General features: G+C 74.4%; 16 protein-coding genes. 3 read left to right on the top strand and 13 right to left on the bottom strand.

The features are described 5' to 3' along the window. Positions 1 to 168: 168 nt before the first annotated feature. The 3 genes from ACIBCA_RS36960 to ACIBCA_RS36950 all read right to left on the bottom strand — a co-directional run bounded on the left by ACIBCA_RS36960 (position 169) and on the right by ACIBCA_RS36950 (position 5,589). On the bottom strand, positions 169 to 1,611 hold the full coding sequence (locus ACIBCA_RS36960; protein ID WP_396287571.1) for an aldehyde dehydrogenase family protein: 1,443 nt from the start codon (positions 1,609 to 1,611) through the stop codon (positions 169 to 171). 165 nt (positions 1,612 to 1,776) lie between these two features. Then, on the bottom strand, positions 1,777 to 3,345 hold the full coding sequence (locus ACIBCA_RS36955; RefSeq protein ID WP_396287570.1) for a PucR family transcriptional regulator: 1,569 nt from the start codon (positions 3,343 to 3,345) through the stop codon (positions 1,777 to 1,779). 165 nt (positions 3,346 to 3,510) lie between these two features. Then, positions 3,511 to 5,589, bottom strand: coding sequence for an ATP-binding protein (locus ACIBCA_RS36950; RefSeq protein ID WP_396287569.1), 2,079 nt, complete (start codon positions 5,587 to 5,589; stop codon positions 3,511 to 3,513). 240 nt (positions 5,590 to 5,829) lie between these two features. Between ACIBCA_RS36950 and gabT the strand changes: the two genes are divergently transcribed. Next, entirely contained in the window at positions 5,830 to 7,185 is a 1,356-nt protein-coding gene (gabT, locus tag ACIBCA_RS36945) for a 4-aminobutyrate--2-oxoglutarate transaminase (RefSeq protein ID WP_396287568.1), read from the top strand. Between the two features lie 343 nt (positions 7,186 to 7,528). After that, entirely contained in the window at positions 7,529 to 8,185 is a 657-nt protein-coding gene (locus tag ACIBCA_RS36940) for a phosphatase PAP2 family protein (RefSeq protein WP_396287567.1), read from the top strand. Here the strand turns inward: ACIBCA_RS36940 and ACIBCA_RS36935 are convergent. Further along, a complete protein-coding gene (locus ACIBCA_RS36935; protein ID WP_396287566.1) occupies positions 8,155 to 8,490 on the bottom strand; it encodes a DUF2218 domain-containing protein in 336 nt (111 codons plus the stop codon). The two genes, ACIBCA_RS36940 and ACIBCA_RS36935, sit on opposite strands and share 31 nt — an antisense overlap. A 180-nt stretch (positions 8,491 to 8,670) precedes the next feature. Here ACIBCA_RS36935 and ACIBCA_RS36930 point away from each other — a divergent pair, with 180 nt between their 5' ends. After that, on the top strand, positions 8,671 to 9,282 hold the full coding sequence (locus ACIBCA_RS36930; protein ID WP_396287565.1) for a MarR family winged helix-turn-helix transcriptional regulator: 612 nt from the start codon (positions 8,671 to 8,673) through the stop codon (positions 9,280 to 9,282). Positions 9,283 to 9,307: 25 nt separating this feature from the next. Here the strand turns inward: ACIBCA_RS36930 and ACIBCA_RS36925 are convergent, their stop codons facing one another. The 9 genes from ACIBCA_RS36925 to ACIBCA_RS36885 form a co-directional block, all read right to left on the bottom strand. Next, complete coding sequence (locus tag ACIBCA_RS36925) at positions 9,308 to 10,072, bottom strand: ZIP family metal transporter (RefSeq protein WP_396287564.1); 765 nt, start codon at positions 10,070 to 10,072, stop codon at positions 9,308 to 9,310. A gap of 271 nt (positions 10,073 to 10,343) precedes the next feature. After that, positions 10,344 to 11,999, bottom strand: coding sequence for a restriction endonuclease (locus ACIBCA_RS36920; protein ID WP_396287563.1), 1,656 nt, complete (start codon positions 11,997 to 11,999; stop codon positions 10,344 to 10,346). A 177-nt stretch (positions 12,000 to 12,176) separates the two neighbouring features. Continuing rightward, positions 12,177 to 14,042, bottom strand: coding sequence for a hypothetical protein (locus ACIBCA_RS36915; RefSeq protein ID WP_396287562.1), 1,866 nt, complete (start codon positions 14,040 to 14,042; stop codon positions 12,177 to 12,179). 213 nt (positions 14,043 to 14,255) lie between these two features. Further along, positions 14,256 to 14,561: a cupin domain-containing protein gene (locus tag ACIBCA_RS36910; protein WP_396287561.1), complete on the bottom strand. Its 306-nt coding sequence runs from the start codon at positions 14,559 to 14,561 to the stop codon at positions 14,256 to 14,258. Between the two features lie 171 nt (positions 14,562 to 14,732). Then, positions 14,733 to 15,389, bottom strand: a complete 657-nt coding sequence (locus ACIBCA_RS36905; RefSeq protein ID WP_396287560.1) for a YigZ family protein — start codon at positions 15,387 to 15,389, stop codon at positions 14,733 to 14,735. 120 nt (positions 15,390 to 15,509) lie between these two features. Further along, entirely contained in the window at positions 15,510 to 16,799 is a 1,290-nt protein-coding gene (locus tag ACIBCA_RS36900) for a DUF6986 family protein (RefSeq protein WP_396287559.1), read from the bottom strand. A gap of 102 nt (positions 16,800 to 16,901) precedes the next feature. Next, positions 16,902 to 18,464 carry a DUF2637 domain-containing protein gene (locus tag ACIBCA_RS36895; RefSeq protein ID WP_396287558.1) on the bottom strand — a complete coding sequence of 521 codons (1,563 nt, stop codon included), beginning with the start codon at positions 18,462 to 18,464 and terminating at the stop codon, positions 16,902 to 16,904. A gap of 172 nt (positions 18,465 to 18,636) precedes the next feature. Further along, positions 18,637 to 19,302 carry a LuxR C-terminal-related transcriptional regulator gene (locus ACIBCA_RS36890; protein ID WP_396287557.1) on the bottom strand — a complete coding sequence of 222 codons (666 nt, stop codon included), beginning with the start codon at positions 19,300 to 19,302 and terminating at the stop codon, positions 18,637 to 18,639. Further along, positions 19,254 to 20,660: a sensor histidine kinase gene (locus tag ACIBCA_RS36885; RefSeq protein ID WP_396287556.1), complete on the bottom strand. Its 1,407-nt coding sequence runs from the start codon at positions 20,658 to 20,660 to the stop codon at positions 19,254 to 19,256. Before ACIBCA_RS36885 ends, ACIBCA_RS36890 begins: the two co-directional genes overlap by 49 nt. Positions 20,661 to 20,926: the final 266 nt, after the last annotated feature.

The following is a 20,926-nucleotide window of genomic DNA, read 5'->3' as shown; positions in this document are numbered from 1 at the left end:
AAACGCTCGGCTGGGAAACCCCAGCCGAGCGTCTGCATAAACTCATCGCGGCCTAGACAGCCGACCACGTGTTGCAACGACCACTAGAAACCGCCCCGAGGTCGTGGGCCCTTCACTCACGTGTCGCTCAGAGGTTCTCAGAGGCCTCTCAAAGGTTCTCAGAGGTTCTCAGAGGTCGAGGCCCGTGAGGACCATGACCTTCTCGACCGTGTAGTCGTCCATCGCGTACTTGACGCCCTCACGGCCCACGCCCGAGTCCTTGACGCCGCCGTACGGCATCTGGTCGGCACGGTAGGACGGCGCGTCGCCGATGATCACACCGCCGACCTCCAGCTCCCGGTGCGCCCGGAAGGCGGTCTGCAGGTCGTGGGTGAACACGCCCGCCTGCAGGCCGTACGCCGAGTCGTTGACCGCCGCGAACGCCTCGTCCACGCCGTCCACCTTGTGCAGGGACAGCACCGGGCCGAACACCTCGGCCTTGGACAGGATCGCGTCGGCGGGCAGCTCCGCCAGCACGGTCGGGGCGTAGGTCGCGCCCTCGCGGGTGCCGCCGGTGAGGACCTTGGCGCCCTTGGCCACCGCGTCCTCCACCCAGGACTCGACGCGCTCGGCGGCCTTCTCGTCCACCAGCGGGCCGACGTCCGTCGCGGCGTCGTTCGGGTCACCGGTCACCTGGGCGGCGACCTTGGCGACGACCTTCTCCAGCAGCGCGTCGTACACCGAGGCGTCCGCGATCACGCGCTGCACCGAGATGCAGGACTGGCCGCCCTGGTAGTTGGCGAACATCGCGATCCGGGTGGCCGCCCAGTCCAGGTCCGCCTCCGAGGACCAGTCGGCGAGCACCACGGCCGCGGCGTTGCCGCCCAGCTCCAGGGTGCAGTGCTTGCGCGGCACCGAGTCCATGATCTGGTAGCCGACCTTGTCCGAACCGGTGAAGGAGATCACCGGCAGACGCGGGTCCTGCACCAGGGCCGGCATCCGGTCGTTCGGCACCGGCAGGACCGACCAGGAGCCGGCCGGCAGGTCCGTCTCGGCCAGGATCTCGCCCAGCACCATCGCCGACAGCGGCGTCGCCGGGGCCGGCTTCAGGATGATCGGGGCACCCACCGCGATCGCCGGGGCGACCTTGTGCGCCACCAGGTTCAGCGGGAAGTTGAACGGGGCGATCCCCAGCACCACGCCGCGCGGGAAACGGCGCACCACCGCGAAGCGGCCCACGCCGCCCGGGTCGGTGTCCAGGCGCATCGTCTCGCCGTTGGTGCGGCGCGCCTCCTCGGCGGCCCAGCGGAACACCGACACCGCACGGCCGACCTCGCCGCGCGCCCACTTGATCGGCTTGCCGTTCTCCGCGGTGATCAGCTGCGCGATCTCCTCGGTGCGCTCCGTCAGCCGCTTCGCCACGTGGTCCAGCGCGGCGGCGCGCTGGTGCGCCGGGGTGGCCGCGAACACCGGCAGCGCGGCGACGGCGGCGTCCAGCGCCTCCTCGACCTGAGCCTCGGTCGGAACACTCACCCTGCCGACCAGGCGGCCGTCCCAGCTGTTGTGCACCTCGAAGTCGGCGTCGCCGCTCGCCCGGCGGCCGGCCAGCCAGAATTCGTACGTGGTGGTCACCGTGGTACCGGCCCTCTCCTCGTCGTCGTACGGCCCACGGGCGTGGGACCCGAACCCGAGGGTAGGTGCGGCGGCGCGCCGACCGGATTGGCCAACTGGGAGCGTTCGGCTCCGGGGCCACTCCATCCCGTCCTAGGCCGCGTCCGGGGGCGTGCTCACTCCCCGCTACTCCTCGCCGGAGCGCAGGGCCAGCCACAGCTCCATCCGCACGTCCGTGTCGTCCAGCGAACGGCCCAGCAGCTCCTCCACCCGGCGCATCCGGTAGCGCAGCGTGTGCCGGTGCACCCCCAGGTCCGCCGCCGCCGCGTCCCACTGCCCGTGCCGCGACAGCCACGCCCGCAGCGAGGCCACCAGATCACCGCGCGCCGTCCGGTCGTGCTCGCGCAGCGGCCGCAGCAGCCCCTCCGCGAAGGCCGTCACCGCGTCCTCGCCCAGCAGCGGCAGCAGCGAACCCGCGCCGACCTCCTCGTGGTCCACCGACCGTCTGCCACCGCGCAGCGCCACCGCCAGGGCCCGCTCCGCCTGCGCGTACGCCGTCCCCGCGTCCTCCAGCGCCGCCGGCGCCGACACGCCCAGCGACAGGCCCTCGTTCTCCTCCACCGCACCCAGACACGCCCGGTGCACCGCCCCGTTGTCCAGCGCCAGCACCACCAGCCGCGGCCCGTGCGCCCCGTCCTCGCGCGACACCAGCAGCTTCTCGCCGACCCGGCCACCCGCCTGCTCCGCCCGGTCCCCCAGCTCGCCCAGCGCCTCCGCCGCGTCCGCGGCCGCCGCACCGGCCCCCGCCACCAGCACCCGCGCCGTCCCCTCCGGCAACCCGCCGAACAGCCCCGCCGCCACCTGACGCGCCGTCGCCACCTCCCCGGCCAGCACCATCCGCAGCAGCGCCGCCCCCATCCGCTCCTCCGCCTGCCGCAGCTCCCGCGAGCGCTCCAGCGTGAGGGTCAGCAGCGCCACCGCCGCGTTCAGCACGTACCGCTCGGTCGGCGTGATCCGGTCCTCGGTCCCCACCGCCAGGAAACCCCGGGCCCGCCGGTCCGCCCCCAGCGACTGGACCACCACGTAGTCCTCGTCCGCCGTGTCTATCCCCGGCGACCGCCCCTGCAACGCCGCACTCGACGGCGCCGGCCGCCGCCGCAGCCGGTCCACCTCCGCCGCCAGCCGCCCCGCCCGCCGCGCCGCCCAGTCAGGCGCCACCACCGACAGCGCACCCGACCCGTCGTACAGCGCCGCCCAGCCCCCCAGCCGCGCCGCCAGCCGACGCACCACCGCCGTCGTGCCGTCCTTGCCCAGCGCCGCCCGGGTCAGCTCCTCCTGCGCCTCGAAACTCGTCGTCACCGCCTCGTACTGCTCCGCCGCCAGCGCCGCCGACACCACCTTGCTGATCGCGATGAACGGCGTCGGCTCCGGCACCCGCAGCAACGGCAACCCCCGCTGCTGCGCCGCCTCCACCAACGGCTGCGGCACCTCCGTGTGCGACAACCCCACACCCAGCCCCAGCCCCACCACCCCGGCATCGGCCAACCGGTGCACGTACGCCTGCAACCGCGCCGCCGTCCGGCCCAACTTGATCCCGGTGGTCAGCAGCAGCTCGCCGCCCTCCAGGAACGGCGTCGGATCGTCCAGCTCACTGGTGTGCACCCAGCGGACCGGCCGCTCCAGATGGTCCGCACCGGCGAGAACCGTCAGATGGAGCGAACTGTTACGGACGACGGAGGCGAGTGTGGGGGGCATGGCACCTTCGAGGGATTTCGACCTGACCGCGCCGTTGCGGCCGGGCGAGGAGAGGGAGGAGAGGGACGTGGGACTGGTGAGGGTCTCTCCCCTTCATTATGGACGCCCCGGACAACCCGCACTGCCGAATCCACCTCGAAGGCGACTTCCGCCGCCCCCACCCCCTCACCCCCGCAGATCCACCAACAACGGCGGCACCTGCTCCCCCGACACCGCCGTCAACGACACCACCGCATGCCCCGCCGGCAACGCATGCGCCAAATCCGACGGCGACCACCGCAACCGCTCCACATCCCGCGTCGTCACCGACTCCGTCTGCGCCGTCGTCCCCGACAACGCCTTCCGCCCCAGCCGCCCGGCCCGGCGCATGACACCACCGGAGGTGTCGGGGGTGTGGGTCACCGCCGTCTCCTGCACCAGGTGCGTGCCCCAGGCCTCCGAGAACAGCCGGCCGTCCCAGGGCGCGATCCCCGGGAACGCCATCCGGCAGCCGACCGCCCCGAACAGCGGCGCCCGCAGCGCCTCCGGCAGGTCCACCAGGGTGCGCAGCAGCAGCACCGCGCCCGCGTTCGCGCCGCGCAGCCGCTGCAGACCGCGCACGGCGAGGGCGTCCAGCGCCGCCGAGGCGTCGTCCACCACCAGCCCGGCGAACAGCGAACGGTCCTCGCGGGCCCCCGCCGCCTGCACGAACTGACCCACCACCAGGCGGGACAGCATCCGGGCGGCCTCCGGATGGCTGCGCTCCGGCAGCTTCACCCGCACCCGCAGCGGATGGTCCAGCACCCGCATCGCGAACGGGGGCCGGCCGGTGCCGTCCGTGGCGAAGGCCCCCTCGAAGGCGGGCCGGTCCAGCAGGGCCAGCCGGTCCGCGAGCAGCGCCCCCGGGTCGTCCGCGCGACCGCGCTGGCGCTCCCGGTGATCCAGGTCCCGCTCGTACACCGCCAGCCGACCGGCCGTCCCGAGCGCCTTCGCCAAGGCCGCCAGCGCGTCCTGGTCCCCGGCCAGCAGCGCGCGCAGCTCGCGCACCCCCGGGTAGCGGCCGTACGCGGCGTGGAACGGGCCCACCACCTGCTGCAGCGCCGTACGGGAGTTCTCGGCGCGGGCCGTCAGCTCGTCCGGCAGCAGCGCCTCGGCCAGCCGGGCGGCACCCTCGTCCGGATCCTGCGCCGCGCCGTACAGGTCCAGCCCGTACACCGAGGCGGGATCACCCGGGGCGATCACCACGTCGTACCAGCCGTCCGGGCCGAGATCGGCGTCCGCCGCCCCGACCACGACCGCGCAGGCGGTGCCGGACAGCGCCTGCAGGCACAGCGCCTCGGCCACCGGCCGGGCCAGCCGGGCCGTCTTCCCGGTACCCGCGGGGCCCACCGCCAGCAGCGAGGTGCCCAGCACCGACTGGTCCAGCGCGAAGCCGGCCGCCCGGTGGCTCACGGGGTTCTTGGGCACGTCCTGGGCGGTGCCGATCCGCACCTGGGCCGTCAGCAGGTCGTGGAACTCGGCGCGGCCGGGCAGCTCGCGCACCTCCGACGGGTGCGCGAAGGCCGCCGCACCGCGCGCGGCCACCTGCTCGACGAACGCCGGCACGAACACCTGGTCGGCCTGCGCCGACTCCCAGGCCCGCTGGATGCGCACGTAGTCGACGTCCCCGACCACCTCGACGTCCAGCCGCGCCGCCGCGTCCGCCGCCCCGCCCAGGCGCAGCCCGTCCCACGGGTCCAGCCGCCCAACCTCCACCGCCGGCCCCTCCTGCTGGTCGGCGGGCTGCTCCTGCGTCACCGTCCGCGACAGCAGCTGCGCCACGTACCGGCGCCATACCTCGGGCCAGCGGCCCATGCGGCCGAAGACCTTGACGACGATGCCGATGACCACGACGTTGACCACGAGGAGCGTGAACATGGCCTCGGCCTCCGAAGGCGAGGCGAGTGGACCGATGCCCGCCTGCCCGCCGCACCAGACCAGGATGTACGTCAAGACCTGAGTCCCGTACAGGTAGGCCAACCACCCCACCACCGCGTTCAACCCCGCCCGGAGCAGCAGCGGCCACGCCGCGACCTGGGCGGCCTCCGCCTTGTCCGGGTCGATCCGCCGGTAGCCGAGCCGGAAGACGCCCGGCTCGACGGTGGGGCGGGGGGCGCAGGCCCAGGTGGGGAGGTCGAAGGCGGGGGTGCCGGGCCGTTGGTGGGGTAGGGCGGGTGGGGGGCTGGTGGTGGTGTGTCGGTGGTGGTGTGCCCCGTCCTGTGCCATGTACGGCCCCGCTCCCTCGCACGCCCGGCCCGACCGTCGTCGGTGCCGCCATACCCATGTCGCCGCGGCGGCGACACGCCCGCGCTCAGGGTAGTGGAGCGGGGCCTCGGGGTAGTCGTGGTGGCGGGGATGGCCGTGCCGGACAAGTCGGACGGCGCAGTGCTACCGAGTGGCGCATGCCGGGGTGTCGGGGGCGGCCGTAGCCTGCGAAGCACCGAGCCGAGAAGTCTGGAGAACACCATGAGCGCCGCAACGCCGCTCCCGCAGGAGCGCCGTCTGGTCACCGCGATCCCCGGTCCGAAGTCGCAGGAGCTGCAGGCCCGCAAGCTGGGTGCGGTGGCGGCCGGCGTGGGCACGACCCTGCCGGTGTACGTGTCCCGTGCCGGCGGCGGTGTGCTGGAGGACGTGGACGGCAACTCGCTGATCGACTTCGGTTCCGGCATCGCCGTGACCAATGTCGGCAACAGCGCCGAGGCCGTGGTGGCCAAGGCGTCCGAGCAGCTGGCCGCGTTCACGCACACCTGTTTCATGGTGACCCCGTACGAGGGTTACGTGGCCGTCGCCGAGCAGCTGAACGAGCTGACCCCGGGTGACCACGAGAAGCGCACCGCGCTGTTCAACTCGGGCGCCGAGGCGGTCGAGAACGCGGTGAAGATCGCCCGCGCCTACACCAAGCGCACCGCCGTCGTGGTGTTCGACCACGGCTACCACGGCCGCACCAACCTGACCATGGGCCTGACGGCGAAGAACATGCCGTACAAGCAGGGCTTCGGCCCGTTCGCCCCGGAGATCTACCGGGTGCCGGTGGCCTACCCCTACCGCTGGCTGACGGGCGCGGAGAACTGCGCCGCCGAGGCCGCCGCGCAGGCGATCGAGGTCATCACCAAGCAGATCGGCGCCGAGAACGTCGCCGCGATCATCATCGAGCCGATCCAGGGCGAGGGCGGTTTCATCGAGCCGGCCAAGGGCTTCCTGCCGGCGATCGTGGAGTTCGCGAAGGCGAACGGCATCGTGTTCGTCGCCGACGAGATCCAGACCGGCTTCTGCCGCACCGGCCAGTGGTTCGCCTGTGACGACGAGGGCGTCGTCCCGGACCTGATCACCACCGCGAAGGGCATCGCCGGCGGTCTGCCGCTGGCCGCGGTGACGGGTCGCGCCGAGATCATGGACGCCGCGCACGCGGGCGGCCTGGGCGGCACCTACGGCGGCAACCCGGTGGCCTGTGCCGCCGCGCTGGGCGCCATCGAGACCATGAAGGAGCAGGACCTCAACGGCAAGGCGCAGCGGATCGGCGAGATCATGCTGGGCCGCCTGCGGGCGATGCAGGAGAAGTACGCCCACTCCGATCGAGTCTGCATCGGTGAGGTCCGCGGCCGCGGCGCGATGATCGCGATCGAGCTGGTGAAGCCGGGCGGCAAGGAGGCGAACGCGGAGGTCACCGCGGCGATCGCCAAGGCGTGCCACGCCGAGGGCCTGGTGGTGCTGACCGCCGGCACCTACGGCAACGTGCTGCGTTTCCTGCCGCCGCTGGTGATCCCGGAGCACCTGCTCAACGAGGGTCTGGACATCCTGGAGGGCGCGTTCGCCGCCGTCTGAGCGGTGGCGTCCGTCAGGTCGTGATCCCCTTCCGGAGGGTTGTCCGGACAGCGCTGAACGGCCCGTGGGGACTCTGCTCCCCGCGGGCCGTTCGGTTGTCCGGGGCCGGGTGAAGATGATGTGGGGAATCGCTGAAGGCGCTCCGCGTGGAAGGACGGTTGACGTAGTGTCATCACCGATGGACAGCGAGCCCATGCCATCGACGGACCGATCGACCGACCGTCCGACCCACACCCCCCGGGGCGCGCGGAACGGCGATCATCAGAGCCGCCCCGGAGCCATCCCCCCGGCTCCGGGGCGGCTGTCCGCGTTTCCGGGGCGGGCTGGACGGGCGGCGCGGTCGGTGGTGGTGCCGCTGGTGGCGGCCGTGGTGCTGCTGGCGGTGTCCTGGCAGGTGGCGGTGGACGGGCCTCTGCTGAGCGTGGACCGCACGGTCCGCCGGGCGGTGCTCGACGCCCGCCCGAACGCGCTGCTCGATCCCCTCGGCCACGCCTTCTCGGATCTGGGCAGCAGTGTTCCCGCGATCCCGGTGCTGCTGGCGGCCGGTGTGCTGGCCGCCCGGTGGTGGCGCCGGGCCGGGGCGGTGCGCTGGTGGCTGCCGTTGCCGGTGGCGGCGCTGACGGCGGGGCTGATCCCGCTGCTGGTGGTCCCGGCGAAGACGGCGTTCGCCCGGCCGGGCCCGCTCGGCGATCCGCTGCTGCCGGGCCAGTTCGGCTGGTACCCGTCGGGGCACACGGCGACGGCCTCGCTGTCGTACGGCGTGGCGGCGCTGCTGCTGGCCCGGGCGGCGCGGCCCGGGCCGGGCAGGTGGCTGACGGCGGGCGCCTCGCTGCTGGCGCTGGGCGTGGGCGCGGGGCTGGTGTGGAGCGACTTCCACTGGCTGTTGGACGTGGTGGCGAGCTGGTGTCTGGCGGCCCTGGTGCTGTGGGCGCTGGACCGGTGGCTGCCGCGGCCGGGTGCCGGGGGGCGTCAGGCTTCGGGGGCCTCGTCGTTGCGGTGAACGAGGCCGGGCTCGCCGTTGTCGCGGTGCCAGGCGACGACGAGTTCGTCGCGGGCGCCGAAGCGGACGAGGTGGCGGCCGACGACGTCCTCGAGGCCGGGCAGGTTCTCGCGCTCGCCCTCGACGGTGAGGAGCAGGGCGTCGGCCTGGGCCTCCAGGGTGGCGGTGCCGGCGCCGAAGACGAGGGTGCCGCGGCCGGTCTCCTCGGAGAAGACGGCCTCGATCTTGCGGCCCATGTGGGCGGCGAGCTGCTTGGCGTAGCGGGCGGGGCGGTCGGTGGCGACGCGCGCCTCGGAGCGGGGCATGGGCCCTCCAGGTTCGGGGAGGGAACTTAGGGTCCCCTCACTAGGGCTCACGCTAGCGCAGATACTGAGCCTGGCTCAACATCTTTCCGGACGGCCTCGCGTCCCGCCCGCCCGGCGGCCTCCGTGCCCCCGGGACCGGCGCCGATACGCTTGGGCGAACGCCTGCCGAGGAGACCGCCCATGACCACCACGCCGACCGAGGGCCACGCCGGTGACCAGGCGGCCGAGCAGGCCGCCGAGCCGGTTGCCGCACCGGTTGCCGAGCCGGTTGCCGCACCGGCCGCCGAGCCGGCTGCCGAGCCGGTTGCCGCGCGAGCCGCCGAGCCGTCCGCCGACCAGGCCGACGCCGCCGAGCTGGCGGACGCGATGACCCGGGCGATCAAGCGCATCCGCCGCCGCACCGGCGCGCGGCTGGAGCCGTACGGCATCACCCCCGGCCAGGGACGGGCCCTGCGCACCCTGGCGCACGCCCCCGGCTGCGAGCTGCCGGACGCGATGCGGCTGAGCGACCTCGCCGACAAGCTGCACATCGCCCCGCGCTCGGCCACCACGGTGGTGGACGCCCTGGAGGAGGCGGGCCTGGTCGAGCGCAGCCCCGACCCGGCCGACCGGCGGGCCGTGCGCATCCTGCTCACCGAGGCCGGGCGGGCGGCGGTGGAGCGGATCGGGCAGGTCAGGGACGAGGTGGCGCAGGAGTACTTCGGCGAGGTCAGCCCCGGCGACCAGGCCGTGGTGCTGAGGGCGCTGCGCGCGGCCGAGGCCCGTTTCCTGGCGGAGGGCCCCCCGCGCTGACGCCCCTCAGGTGGCCCGACGCCCCTCAGGTGGCCAGGCCGATGACCAGCCACATGAAGCCGACCCCCGCGACGGTGCACAGCAGGGTGCTGCGGGAGGGGTGCGGGCTGTGGGCCTCGGGGAGGATGTCGGAGGTCGCCAGGTAGAGCAGGAATCCGGAGAAGAAGCCCAGGTAGAGGCCGAGCAGGTGCTCCGGGATGGTGAAGGCCAGGGTGATGGCGGCGCCGGAGACCGGGGCGAGGGCGTCGGCGGCGAGCAGGGTGACCGCGCGGCGGCGGTTGTTCCCGTAGAGCCGGGTGATCGTGTACGTGTTGAAGCCGTCCGCGAAGTCGTGGGCGACCACCGCGATGGCGACGACGGTGCCGACCGTGGTGCCGGCCTGGAAGGCGGCGCCGATCGCGAAGCCGTCCATCACGCTGTGGCCGACCAGGGCGAGGGCGGCGGTCAGGCCGACGCCCTGGTGCCGCTCCTGGTGGCCGTGCCCGTGGTGGTGGCCGTGGGTGTGGGCGGCGTACTCGGCCTCGTGGCTGCGGTGGATGGCGACGGCGCGCTCGACCACGTGGATGGTGAGGAAGCCGGCCGCGAACAGCAGCAGCGCCTGCGGCACCCCGTGCACCTCCTCGGGGGCCTGGCGCAGGGCCTCGGGCAGCAGGTCGAAGGCGACGACGCCGAGCATCAGGCCCGCGGCGAAGCCGAGGACGAGGTGACGGCGGTCGCCGACGCGCTGGGCGACGAAACCGCCGATCAGCGTCATCAGGAAGGCCCCGGCGGCGACGGCTATGGCGGTCATCGGGCCGCCTCCGTCGTCGGCCCGGCACCTGTGTGTGGTCTGCCCATTCCTCTCCCCCCGGGGTCCGCCCGTGGCCGGGCCGACCGCCGACCGTACCGGACGGCCGTTCGAGCGGGATCGTCAGGGTGCCCGGGATCGTCAGGGTGCCGTCGTCCGGACGGGCCCGAGGCCCAGCCTCCGGCCGGGTGGGGGTGCGGCGCCCGCCGGGCGAGCCGTCAGGGTGAGCCGGGAGGGCTGCCGGGAGGGGTGCCGGGGCGTGCGTCGGGGCGGGTCACTGCCCGGCGGTGAGGGGCAGGCCGAGGTGGGTGCGGGCGAGTTCGCGCAGGCCGTCGCCGTCGATCAGGTGGAGGTGCCGGTGGCTCTCCTCGGCGGTGAGGTCCAGGGCGTCCTCGGCGAACCGCCCGGTGGTGAGCCGCAGGCCGCGTTCGGCGGACTCCTCCTGGACGGCCTCGCCCAGGGTGGCGATCTGCTCGGCCGTGACGGGCTCGGCGCCCCGGGAGGCCCAGACCACCCAGCGCCCGGGCAGCGCGCTGGCGGGGGCGCCCTCGGCGGTGGCGACCAGGCCGGCCGGGCCGCGCAGGCGCACGCTCCACTCGGCGAGGCCGCCCCTGGTCAGCAGGTCGCGGACCAGCTGGGCGAACTCGTTGGCGGACAGGTCCGCGGCGGCGGGCACGGTCGCCCCCGCGAGGGCGGCGGGCTGCACGGCGGTGCGGGCGTACGGGTCCGGGGTGACGGCGGCGCCGAGCTGGCGCAGCCGTACGAGGGCCTCCTCCTGCTCCGCGTCGGCGTAGACGCCCTCGTCGTCGCGCTCCTCGTACGGCGCGGCGGGCGGCAGCAGCCGGGTGCGGGCCAAGGCGTCACGGTCGGCGTCCACGCTGACCAGGCAGAGCGGACCGTCCGCTCCGGGCTCGCGCAGCCAGCCGTTGAGGACGACGCCGGCGAGTATCTCGTCGGTGTCGACGGCGTCGGCGGCCTGGAGGGCGCGCAGGGCCAGGCGGGCGACCAGCCGCAGGTAGTCGGTGGCGCGGTCCGCCGGCGGCCTCGGCACCGGGACGATCTCGCCGTCGGGGTCGAGCCGGTAGCCGGTGAGCGAGGGGACGAGGTCCAGCGGCGGCAGGTCGAGGTCGAGGACGGCGGTGCGGGTGAGCGGGCGGAAGACGGCCCGGCAGGGCGCGGGGAGGTCCTGGGTGGCGGTCTCGGCGGCGGCCAGCGCGCGCTCCATCAGCGATTCCACGGCGGCCGGCTCGGCCTGGCGGTAGGCGCGGCGGCACTCCTCCAGGCTCTCGTTGTACTCGTGGACGGCGCGGGCGCGGGCGTCCTCGGCGGCCTGGTGGGCGCGCCGCGCGTCGTCGACGGCCGGGCTGCCGGCCTCGGCCCGCCGGGTGCGCCACTCGCGCAGGGCGCGCTGGTGGGTGAGCCGGGCCTTGGCGAGCTCGCGCTGGTAGCCGGAGTCGAGGAGGCGGCGGGTGGGGGCGGCGTCCGGGTCGACGGGCGGCTCGACGGGGGCGAAGTCCACCCAGCGGGGCTCGGCCTCGGCCTCGGCGACGGGCCCGTCCGCCGGGTAGGGGCGGGGCTCGTAGTGGCGCAGCTGGCTCTCGAAGTCCATGGCCGAGACGGGCAGGGCGGCCCGGCGCAGCAGGTCGGCCAGCCGGTCGTGCTCGGCCTGGACGGTGACGCTGCGGTGGTGGGTGAGCGCGGCGGCGCGGGCGTGGGCGGCGACGGCCTCGTCCGGGCCGTCGTCAGGGGCGCCGGGATTCGCGGTGGCGGAGGCCCGACCGGGGTCGGCCCCGGGGTCGGTATCGGTGTCGGGGTCGGTGTCCGGGCCCGGGTCGGCGCCGAGGTCGCGGAACACCGAGGCGAGGAAGCCGGGCCGGGGGAATTCGACGGTGGCGGTGCCGTCGGGCTGGCCGTCTGCTGAGTACTGCATCGGTCGTCGTTCCCCCATGCTCGTCCGGCACCTGCCCGGGGCCACCGATGGCCGTGCGGCCCCGCCCCTGCCGGACATTGTCCACCGAACGGGCCCGGTGGTCAGCCAAGCCTCCCAGTTCGTCGCGGTCGCCATGGGTTTCGGCCGGTTGCCGGGGCGGCAACCGGCCGACCGGTCTCAGTTGGTGCGGGTGTTGGTCAGGTGCAGGCCGATGTAGCCGACGTAGATCCGGCCGCTGCCGGAGCAGTCGTCGAGGTAGTGCAGCCGGGGTGCGGTGCGGCCGCCGCCGATCCGCAGGTGGGCGCCCATGAACGCGCGCCGGGAGGAGTCCACGGCCTCCGGCACCGGCAGCATCCGTTCCTTCTTCCACTTGGTGTGGCTGAACACCGTGCGGGACTCCCCGCGCACCGCCTTGCGCGGCGGGAAGTGGTGGCAGCCGTCCGGGGTGTGCTCGCACCACTGTTTGAAGTCCCCGCGGGCGGCGCCGCGGACGGCCGCCTCGGCGTACTCCTGGAGGGCGGTGAGGCCGTCCCAGGTGAGGCGGGCCCAGCCGGTGCCGGCGCAGCGGAGTTCGTCGAGGGCGAGCGCGGCCTTCTGGTCGCCGGTGAAGCTGAGGAGGGGGAACTCGCCGAGTCTGGCCAGGAGTTCGGTGAAGCTCTCGGGCTTGCCCCCGTGGTCGGCGGACTGTTGCCTCGCCCGCTTCGCCGGGACGGGCGGGCGGTCGGCGGGCCGGCCGGCGGCGCCGGGGGCGGTGCAGTGACGGCCGGTCAGCGCGCGGGCGGCGGAGCGCAGGCGGCCCTCGTGGGTCTCGCGGCGGTCCTGGCGGTCGGCCCGCTCCTGCCGTTCCTGGTGCAGGGTGTGCCGGACGCGTTCCAACTCGTCGGCCCTGGCCTGCTGTTCGGCCCGGTCCTGCTGCTCCTCGCGGGCCAGCACGGCCTCACGGTCCCGCGCGGCCTCACGGCCCTGCGAGGTGTCCCGGTCCTCGGGCGGGCCCGGCGGCGCGGCGGTGACGCGCAGCACGGGGACGGCGGCGAGCGTCGGCGGCAGCGGCAGGTCGGCGGCGAGCCGGCGCGGCTCCCGGGCGATGACCGCGGCGGCGCGGCGGACGTCCTCCTCTATTCGGCCCCGGACGAGCACCGGGTGCCGGGCGCCGTCCTGCCGGGAGGCCGGGTCGACCTCGGGCAGGTAGGTGCGCACGGCCCCGCCGTAGACGCTGTGGTACTCCAGCGCGACGTTGAACCCGACCCTGGCCTCGGCGTCGAGCACGTAGGCGGTGGCCAGGCCGGGCAGGTTCCGGCACAGGGGGCGGACCACCCGCTCGACCCACAGGTCCAGCTGCTGGTTCACCGGGACGCTGGCGACCACGGTGGGGAGCCGGCGCTCCGGGTCGCAGAGCTCGTCGATCAGGTCGTCGACCTCGTCGGCCGTGATCACCCGAGGGCCGGGATGGACGGCGGCCGGGCCGTCGGTGGCGTCCAGCAGCGGCAGGAGCGTGCGGGCCAGCTCGGGCACCGGCACCCGGCAGGGGGTGCGGACGCCGCTGCCGGTGCTGTGGGTCTCGGCCTCCAGCCGGACCCAGGTGGGCCCGCCGGCGGCGGTGGCCACGGTGAGGGTGAGCTGGTGGGTGCCGTGCGGGGCCGGGGTGCGCAGGCGGCGGCGGTCGTAGCGCCCGGAGGTCTCGCCGCCGCGCAGCGGGCCCTGGTCGCGGTCGAGCAGGACGCGGTCGCCGAGCCTGAGGCGTTCGGCTGCGGGTTGTCGCCCGGCGGGGGGTTGTCCGGGCGTCTGCGCGGCCGTCTGCGCGGGAGTCTGTTCGGGGGTCTGCCCGGGAGCCGGGCCGAAGGCTTGTCCGGGCCCGCCGCGGGGGGTCGGCGGGGGCTCTTCGCGGCCCTCCTCCTTGAGCCAGCAGGCGAGTCGCTCGTCGGCGAGGGCGACGGCCTCGGCGTGCGGGAGGGCGGTGGTGACGGTCATCCGGTACGGCGTCGCGGGCCCGCGGGGGCCGGGCCGGTCGGCGCCGGTGTGCGTCGGGAAGCGGTCTGAGGTCATGCGCGTACCTCCGTGGTGCGGCGTGGGGTCCTGTGTCCTCCATCGATGGGTCATTCGTCCGGTTCTGCCGGAACCTTGCTCAGGAAACGCCACGACCCGGAGCCGAAGTTCCGACTCCGGGGTACGTCCCTACGTTCGGGTGAATCTGTTCAAGCCGCTCTCCGCGTGGCGCGGCCTCCCGGCTACGCGGAGCGGCCGGATGCGGCGACGGCTTCAGGCCGTGGGGCCGCTGCGGCTCCAGGCGGGCTCGGCGACCGGAACCGCCAGTGGGTGGCCCTCCGGGGCGGCGTAGCTCGCGATCAGCACCACCGGTTCCGTCCCGAGGTTGCGGCCCTGGTGGACGTGTACCGGTCCGGCCTCCTCGACCAGCGACTCCCCGGCCCGGCTGACCACCGTCCGGCCGTCGTGCAGGGTGCGGGTCAGCGTGCCGGAGAGCACCACCACGTCGACCCTGCCGGGGTGGTAGTGCCAGCCGGTGCCGGCGCCCGGGGGCAGGGTGATGGTCTGGACGTGGGGCATCGCGTACCCGGCCCTCCTGCTCCCTGATCGGCTGATCGGCTGATCGACTCGTCGGGTCATCGACTGATCGACGGCCGGATCAGGCTAGGCAGTGCCTCGGGGCCTCGTAACGGGCCGGGGACGACTGGCCGAATCTCTGTCCGGAAATCGGTGTGGTCCGTCCCCGCGTCCTCAGACCGGCACCTCGACATAGGTCCGTCCGGCCGGGACCGCAACCGCGGTACCGCCGGTCGCCTCGGCCAGCCAGGTGTGGAAGGCGGCCACCTCCGGCTCCGGTACGCCCACCTCGATCCGCACCCCGGAGGCCTCGTACTCCAGGCCGCTCACCGCGTACCCGGCGGCCCGCAGGTCGTTCTCCACCCGCCCGGCCCGCACGTGGTCGGCCGTCACCGCGAGCAGCGCGACCGGCCGCCGTTCCAACAGGCCGATCTCGTCCACCGCCTCCGACACCGCGCTCCCGTACGCCCGCACCAGGCCGCCCGCGCCGAGCTTGATACCGCCGAAGTACCTGGTCACCACGGCCGCGGTGTCCGTCAGCCCGCGCCGGCGCAGCACCTCCAGCATCGGCACGCCCGCCGTGCCGCCGGGCTCGCCGTCGTCGCTGGAGCGCTCGCGGCGCTGCTCGTCGCCGATCACGAAGGCGGTGCAGTTGTGCCGGGCGTCCCAGTACTGCTTGCGGATGCCGGCGATGAACGCCTGCGCCTCCTCCTCGTCGGCGACGCGGGCGAGGTGGCAGATGAACCGGGACTTCTTGATCTCGATCTCGTGGATGCCGGCCCGCCGGATGGTGAGGTACGGCCTGGCGGTGGGTTCCGGCGTGGCGGACATGCGCGGTGGTTCTCCCGGAGGGCGGCGGAGGCTGGCACCGCCAGCCTAGTTGGCCGGGGCCCGGGGGTTCGGCGGCCAGGTTGGGTGGCCTGGTTCGGCTGCCGGTTCCAGTGGTCGGGCTCAGCGGCCGGCGAGGGCGTCCAGGCGGGCGCGGTCGAGGCCCGTGAGCGCGGTGACCTCGGCGGGGTCGACGGCGCCGCAGTCCAGGCCGCGCAGCAGGTAGCCGCTGAGCGCGCGGGCGGTGGCCGGCTCGTCCATGACGTCCCCGCCGGCCTTGGCCACGTACGCGGCCAGCCGGGCGGCGGCGGTCTCCAGGCCCTCGCGGTAGAAGGAGTACACGGCGGCGTACCGGGTCGGCAGGTGCGCCGGGTGCATGTCCCAGCCCTGGTAGTAGGCGCGGGCCAGGGAGCGGCGGACCAGGTCGTGGTGGAGCTTCCAGGCGGCGTGCACCCGCTCGGTGGGGCCGGTGGGGATCACGTTGGTCGAGCCGTCCGAGAGCCGCACGCCGGTGCCCGCCGCGGCCACCTGCATGACGGCCTTGGCGTGGTCGGCGACCGGGTGGTCCATGCTCTGGTGGGCCGCGCCGACCCCGCAGGCGGCGCTGTAGTCGAAGGTGCCGTAGTGCAGCCCGGTGGCGCGGCCCTCGGACGCCTCGATCATCCGGGCGACGGTGGCCGTGCCGTCCGCGCCGAGTATCGCCTGGGTGGTCTCGATCTGGATCTCGAAGCCGATCCGGCCCGCGGGCAGCCCGGCGCGGCGCTCGAAGTCCTCCAGCAGCCGCACCAGCGCGGTGACCTGCTCGGCGTACGTGACCTTGGGCAGGGTGAGCACCAGGCCGTCCGGGAGGCCGCCGTTCGCGAGCAGGGTGGTGAGGAACAGCTCCAGGGTGCGGATACCCCGGGCGCGGACGGGCGCCTCCAGGCACTTGACGCGGATGCCGACGTACGGCGGCGCGGTGCCCTCGGCCACCGCGGCGGCGACCAGTTCGGCGGCGCGGACGGCGGCGGCGTCCTCCTCCGCGTCCGGGCGGGGGCCGTAGCCGTCCTCGAAGTCGATCCTCAGGTCCTCGACCGGCTCGCGCTCCAGCTTGGCGCGGACCCGGGCGTGCACGTCGGCGAGCAGGGCGTCGTCGGCCGTGCCGAGGGCGCGGGCCAGCTCGGCCGGGGTGGCGGCGTGGGTGTCGAACACCTCCAGCGCCCGGCGGCCCCAGTCCCGTACGGTGTCGGCGCCGAAGGCGTCTGCGGGGACGTAGACGGTGTGCACCGGCTGCCGGGTGCCCGGGTCGCCCGGGTAGCGGCGCGCCAGGTCGGCGTCGACCGGGGCGAGCAGCGCCTCCACGGCCGCGCGGGCCTCCGCGGAGAAGGAGGCTCCGTCCGTCGGACCGTGACCGTCGACCTCGAGCTGCGACATCGCGTTCCCTCCATGCCGGACCAGCGCTTCAACAAATTGTTGAAGCGAAGGTAGTCCGGGCGAGGACGGGCGTCAATGGCCGCGCGGGAGGTGGCAGTTCGGTCAGTCCCTCCCGGCGGCGGCGTAGCGCGCCGTCAGGGTCGGGACGATCTCCTCGACCTCCTTGGGGTGGACGGAACCGTCCGGCCCCTTCCCGGTGGCGCCGAACTCGGTGGTCAGCCACAGGGCGAGACGCGAGGGGTCGGGCTGCTGGCCCTCGTGGTTGTCCAGGTACGAGAGCAGGGCCTCGTAGGCCAGGTCGGGGTCGAGGCTCGAGGACGACCGGCGCGGCGCCGGGCGCTCCTGCGGCTGGGGCTGGGACTGGGGCTGCAGTTGGGGCTGGGGCTGGGGCTCCATGAACTGCTCGGCGACGTCGGCGGGCTCGGGCTCCTCGACGGCCGGGGAGGCGCTGAACCAGGGCGAGCCCTGGCCGGCCGACCGGGGGGCCGGGGCGGGAGCCGGCTGCTCGACGGCGCGGGGCTGGCGCGCGGTCCAGACGTCCGACACGTCGTGGCGCGGCTGCGGGCCCTCCTCCGCCACCGGCACGCCCTCCCGCTCGGCCGCCACGCGGTGACGGGCGGCGGCCAGCTTCGCCAGCATCGAGCCGGCCACCTCCACGGGCACCGCCGGGGCGGCCGCCGCAGGTTGGGGCTGGGGTGCCGGGGCAGGAACTGCGGGCTGGGTCTGCGCCGGGCTCTGGGCCTGCGCCTGGGCCTGCTCGGCCGCCGGGGCCGGGACGGGCTGGGGCTGCGGCGCCTGCCGGGCGGCCTCCGCCTGGGCGACGGCCACGGCCGCGTGGGCCTGCTCGGCCTGCTCGGTCGCCTCGGTCTCCGCCGGCTCCCCCGCCGTCAGCTCGGCCTGGGCCTGCGGAACCTGGGCCTGGACCCGCGGCTGGACCCTGGTCTCCACGACCTCCGCGGGCGCTGCCTCGATCGCGCGCTCGCGGCCCTCGTCGTCCAGCCGGTCGAGCAGCGCCGGGTCCAGCGGGACGCCGTACTTGGCGAGCTTCAGCGGCAGCAGCGCCTGGATCGGGGCCGAGCGCCGCCAGCCCCGGCCGTACCGGAAGCGCAACTGCGCCCGGTAGACTAGGCGGTTCTGCTCCAGTCGCACGACCTCGTCGTAGGAGCGCAGCTCCCACAGCTTCATCCGGCGCCAGAGCCGGAAGGTCGGCACCGGGGAGAGTATCCAGCGCATCACCCGGACCGACTCCATGTGCCGGTCCGCGGTGATCGCCGCGATCCGGCCCACCGCGTGCCGGGAGGCTTCGACCACGACGACGAACAGCACCGGGATGACGGCGTGCATCCCCATCCCGAGCGGATCGCCCCAGGAGGCGGCCGCGTTGAAGGCGATGGTGGCGACGGTCAGCAGCCAGGCGGTCTGGCGGAGCATCGGGAAGGGGATCCGCAGCCAGGTCAGCACCAGGTCGAGCGCGAGGAGGACGACGATGCCGGCGTCGACACCGATCGGGAAGGCGTAGGAGAAGGAACCGAATCCCTTCTGCTCCGCCAGGTCGCGCACCGCGTTGTACGAACCCGCGAAGCCGATGCCCGAGATGATGGTGGCGCCGGCCGCGACCAGGCCGAGCAGGGCCCGATGGGCCTTGGTGAGCGTTGGGCGTGCCATTACGTCTATCAACCCCTGGATGTCGGCTGCGGCCCGTACGCTGCTCGGCGGCCGGTACCCGCTTCGTCGGGCCACCGGCGGCGCTGAGCGTCCCTCCGGGCTCGGCCCACCGGAGTTTACTCGTACGCCTGTACCAGCGTTTCCGCAGCCTGGAACGTCACGGCGACCGCCGTCAGACGGTCCGGCCGGCCGTGCCGTTGAGGTAGGCCAGAACCGCCAGGACGCGCCGGTTGGCGTCCTCGTCCGGGGAGAGTTCGAGCTTGGTGAAGATGTTGGCGATGTGCTTGGCCACCGCGCCGTCGCTCACCGACAGCCGGGCCGCGATCGCCGAGTTGGAACAGCCCTCGGCCATCAGCTCCAGCACCTCGCGCTCCCGCGGGGACAGCCGCAGCAACGGGCCCGGGCGGCGCGCGGTGGTCTCCATCAGCTTCGCGATCACGTCCGGGTCCATCGCCGTACCGCCGGAGGCCACCCGGCGGACGGCGTCGATGAACTGCCCGGCGTTGAACACCCGGTCCTTCAGCAGGTAGCCGATGCCACCCGTGCCGTCCGCCAGCAACTCCCGGGCGTAGAGCTGCTGGACGTGCTGGGACAGCACCAGCACCGGCAGGCCCCGGATCTCCCGCCGCGCCCTGAGGGCCGCCTGCAGCCCCTCGTCCGTGAGCGTCGGCGGGAGCCGCACGTCGACCACGGCCACGTCCGGGCGGTGCGTCAGCAGTGCGTCCAGCAGCTCCGGGCCGGTCTCCACGGCCGCCGCGATCGTGAAGCCGTGCGCCTCCAGCAGCCGGATCAGACCTTCGCGGAGGAGGTAGAGGTCCTCGGCGAGGACAACGCGCACGGCAACTCCAAGGTGATGGTGGTGGGACCGCCCGACGTACTGTCGATGGTGAGAACACCGTCGAAGGTACCCAATCGCCGCTCGATCCCGCGCAGCCCGCTCCCCTTCGACGGATCGGCCACGCCCACGCCGTCGTCCGTCACCGTGACCCGCAGGGAGCCGGCCCGGTAGAGGATGTCCACCCACACCTGCTCGGCCTCCGAGTGCTTGGCCGCGTTGGCCAGCAGCTCGCAGATGCTGAAGTAGGCCGCCGCCTCGACCGGGGCCGGCAGACGGTCCGGAAGGTCCACGAACACCTCGGTCGGCAGCGCGCTGTCCAGTGCCAACGCCCGGACGGCGTCGCCGAGTCCGCGCTCGGCCAGCACCGGCGGGTGAATGCCGCGGACGAGGTCCCGCAGCTCCTGCAGGGCGCGCTCCGAGGACTGCCGGGCCTCGGCGAGGAGCGTACGAGCGGCGCCCTGGTCCGTCTCCATCAGGTGCTCGATCGTGCTCAGGGTCATGCCGATCGCCACCAGCCGGGCCTGCGCCCCGTCGTGCAGGTCGCGCTCGATCCGCCGCAGCTCGGCCGCCTGGTCGCCCACCGCGTCGGCCCGGGTCTCGGTCAGCTGGGCCACCCGCCTGGTCAGCTGGGCGTGCGTCGCCCGGCCGTCCTGGTCCAGCACCCGGCGCGCGACCAGGACGTACGCCCGCACCGCGTACGGCGCCAGCAGCACGCCGGCCGCGATCAGGGCCAGCCCGACCACCAGGTTCATCACCATCGACCCCGGGTCGGGGCTCGGCAGGCCACGGCCGATGAGCTCGGTCCAGATCGGCAGGTAGTACGTCCCCGCCAGCAGCAGGAACGCCACCGGGCCCGCCAGCACGAACAGGATCGCCGGATTGACGAACAGCCAGAGGATCTCGGCCTTGGTCGCCTTGTCCCGGAACGCCCAGTGCAACAGCTGCATGACCTTCGCGACCGTCTGGGACCGGTGGTAGGAGTACCCCGTCCACCAGTGCCCCCTCGCGTCCAGCTCCAGCTCCGCGCGCGGCCCGTACGTCACCGGCATCCGGACGCCGTACCAGCGCTCCACCTGCCGCCGCGCGCCCGAGGCCGTCCGGCGCACGAACAGACCGGCCACCACGGCGGTCCCCAGCAGCCCCGCGACCAGCGCGAAGAGCAACACCGAGTCGATGCTCCCGAACACCCCGACCGTGGCGGCCCCCGCCAGCCAGCCGGCAACCAACGGCGCCAGGAAACCCGGCGCGGCCGTCAGACACAGCACGGCCAGCCGCGCCAACGCCTGACCGCCCGCCGCGAGGGCAGCCTCGGTCTGGGTGCGCATCGACGCACCGCTCGGTCGAGTCTCTGTCGTCACGGAAGCTCCTGATGCCGGTCCGGGGATCGTCGACTCTCAGTGTTCACGAACGACCCGCCACGCACACTGGCCGTGCCACCCCAATTCCGGGGTGGACCTAGCACCACCTGCCGGTGGACCGAGCAGCCCGGGGCCGGCCTCCGGGGATATCCGGGATATCCGGGATATCCGGGGCTTTCCGGAAACGCAAAGAACCCCCATCCGGGATCCCGGGTGGGGGTTCTTCACAATGATTGTTCGGCGGCGTCCTACTCTCCCACAGGGTC

Origin of the sequence: Kitasatospora sp. NPDC051170, assembly GCF_044455705.1 — a bacterium.
GTDB lineage: Bacteria > Actinomycetota > Actinomycetes > Streptomycetales > Streptomycetaceae > Kitasatospora.
Note: the sequence above shows the minus strand (reverse complement) of the source record. Positions and strands in the feature narration are given on the sequence as shown.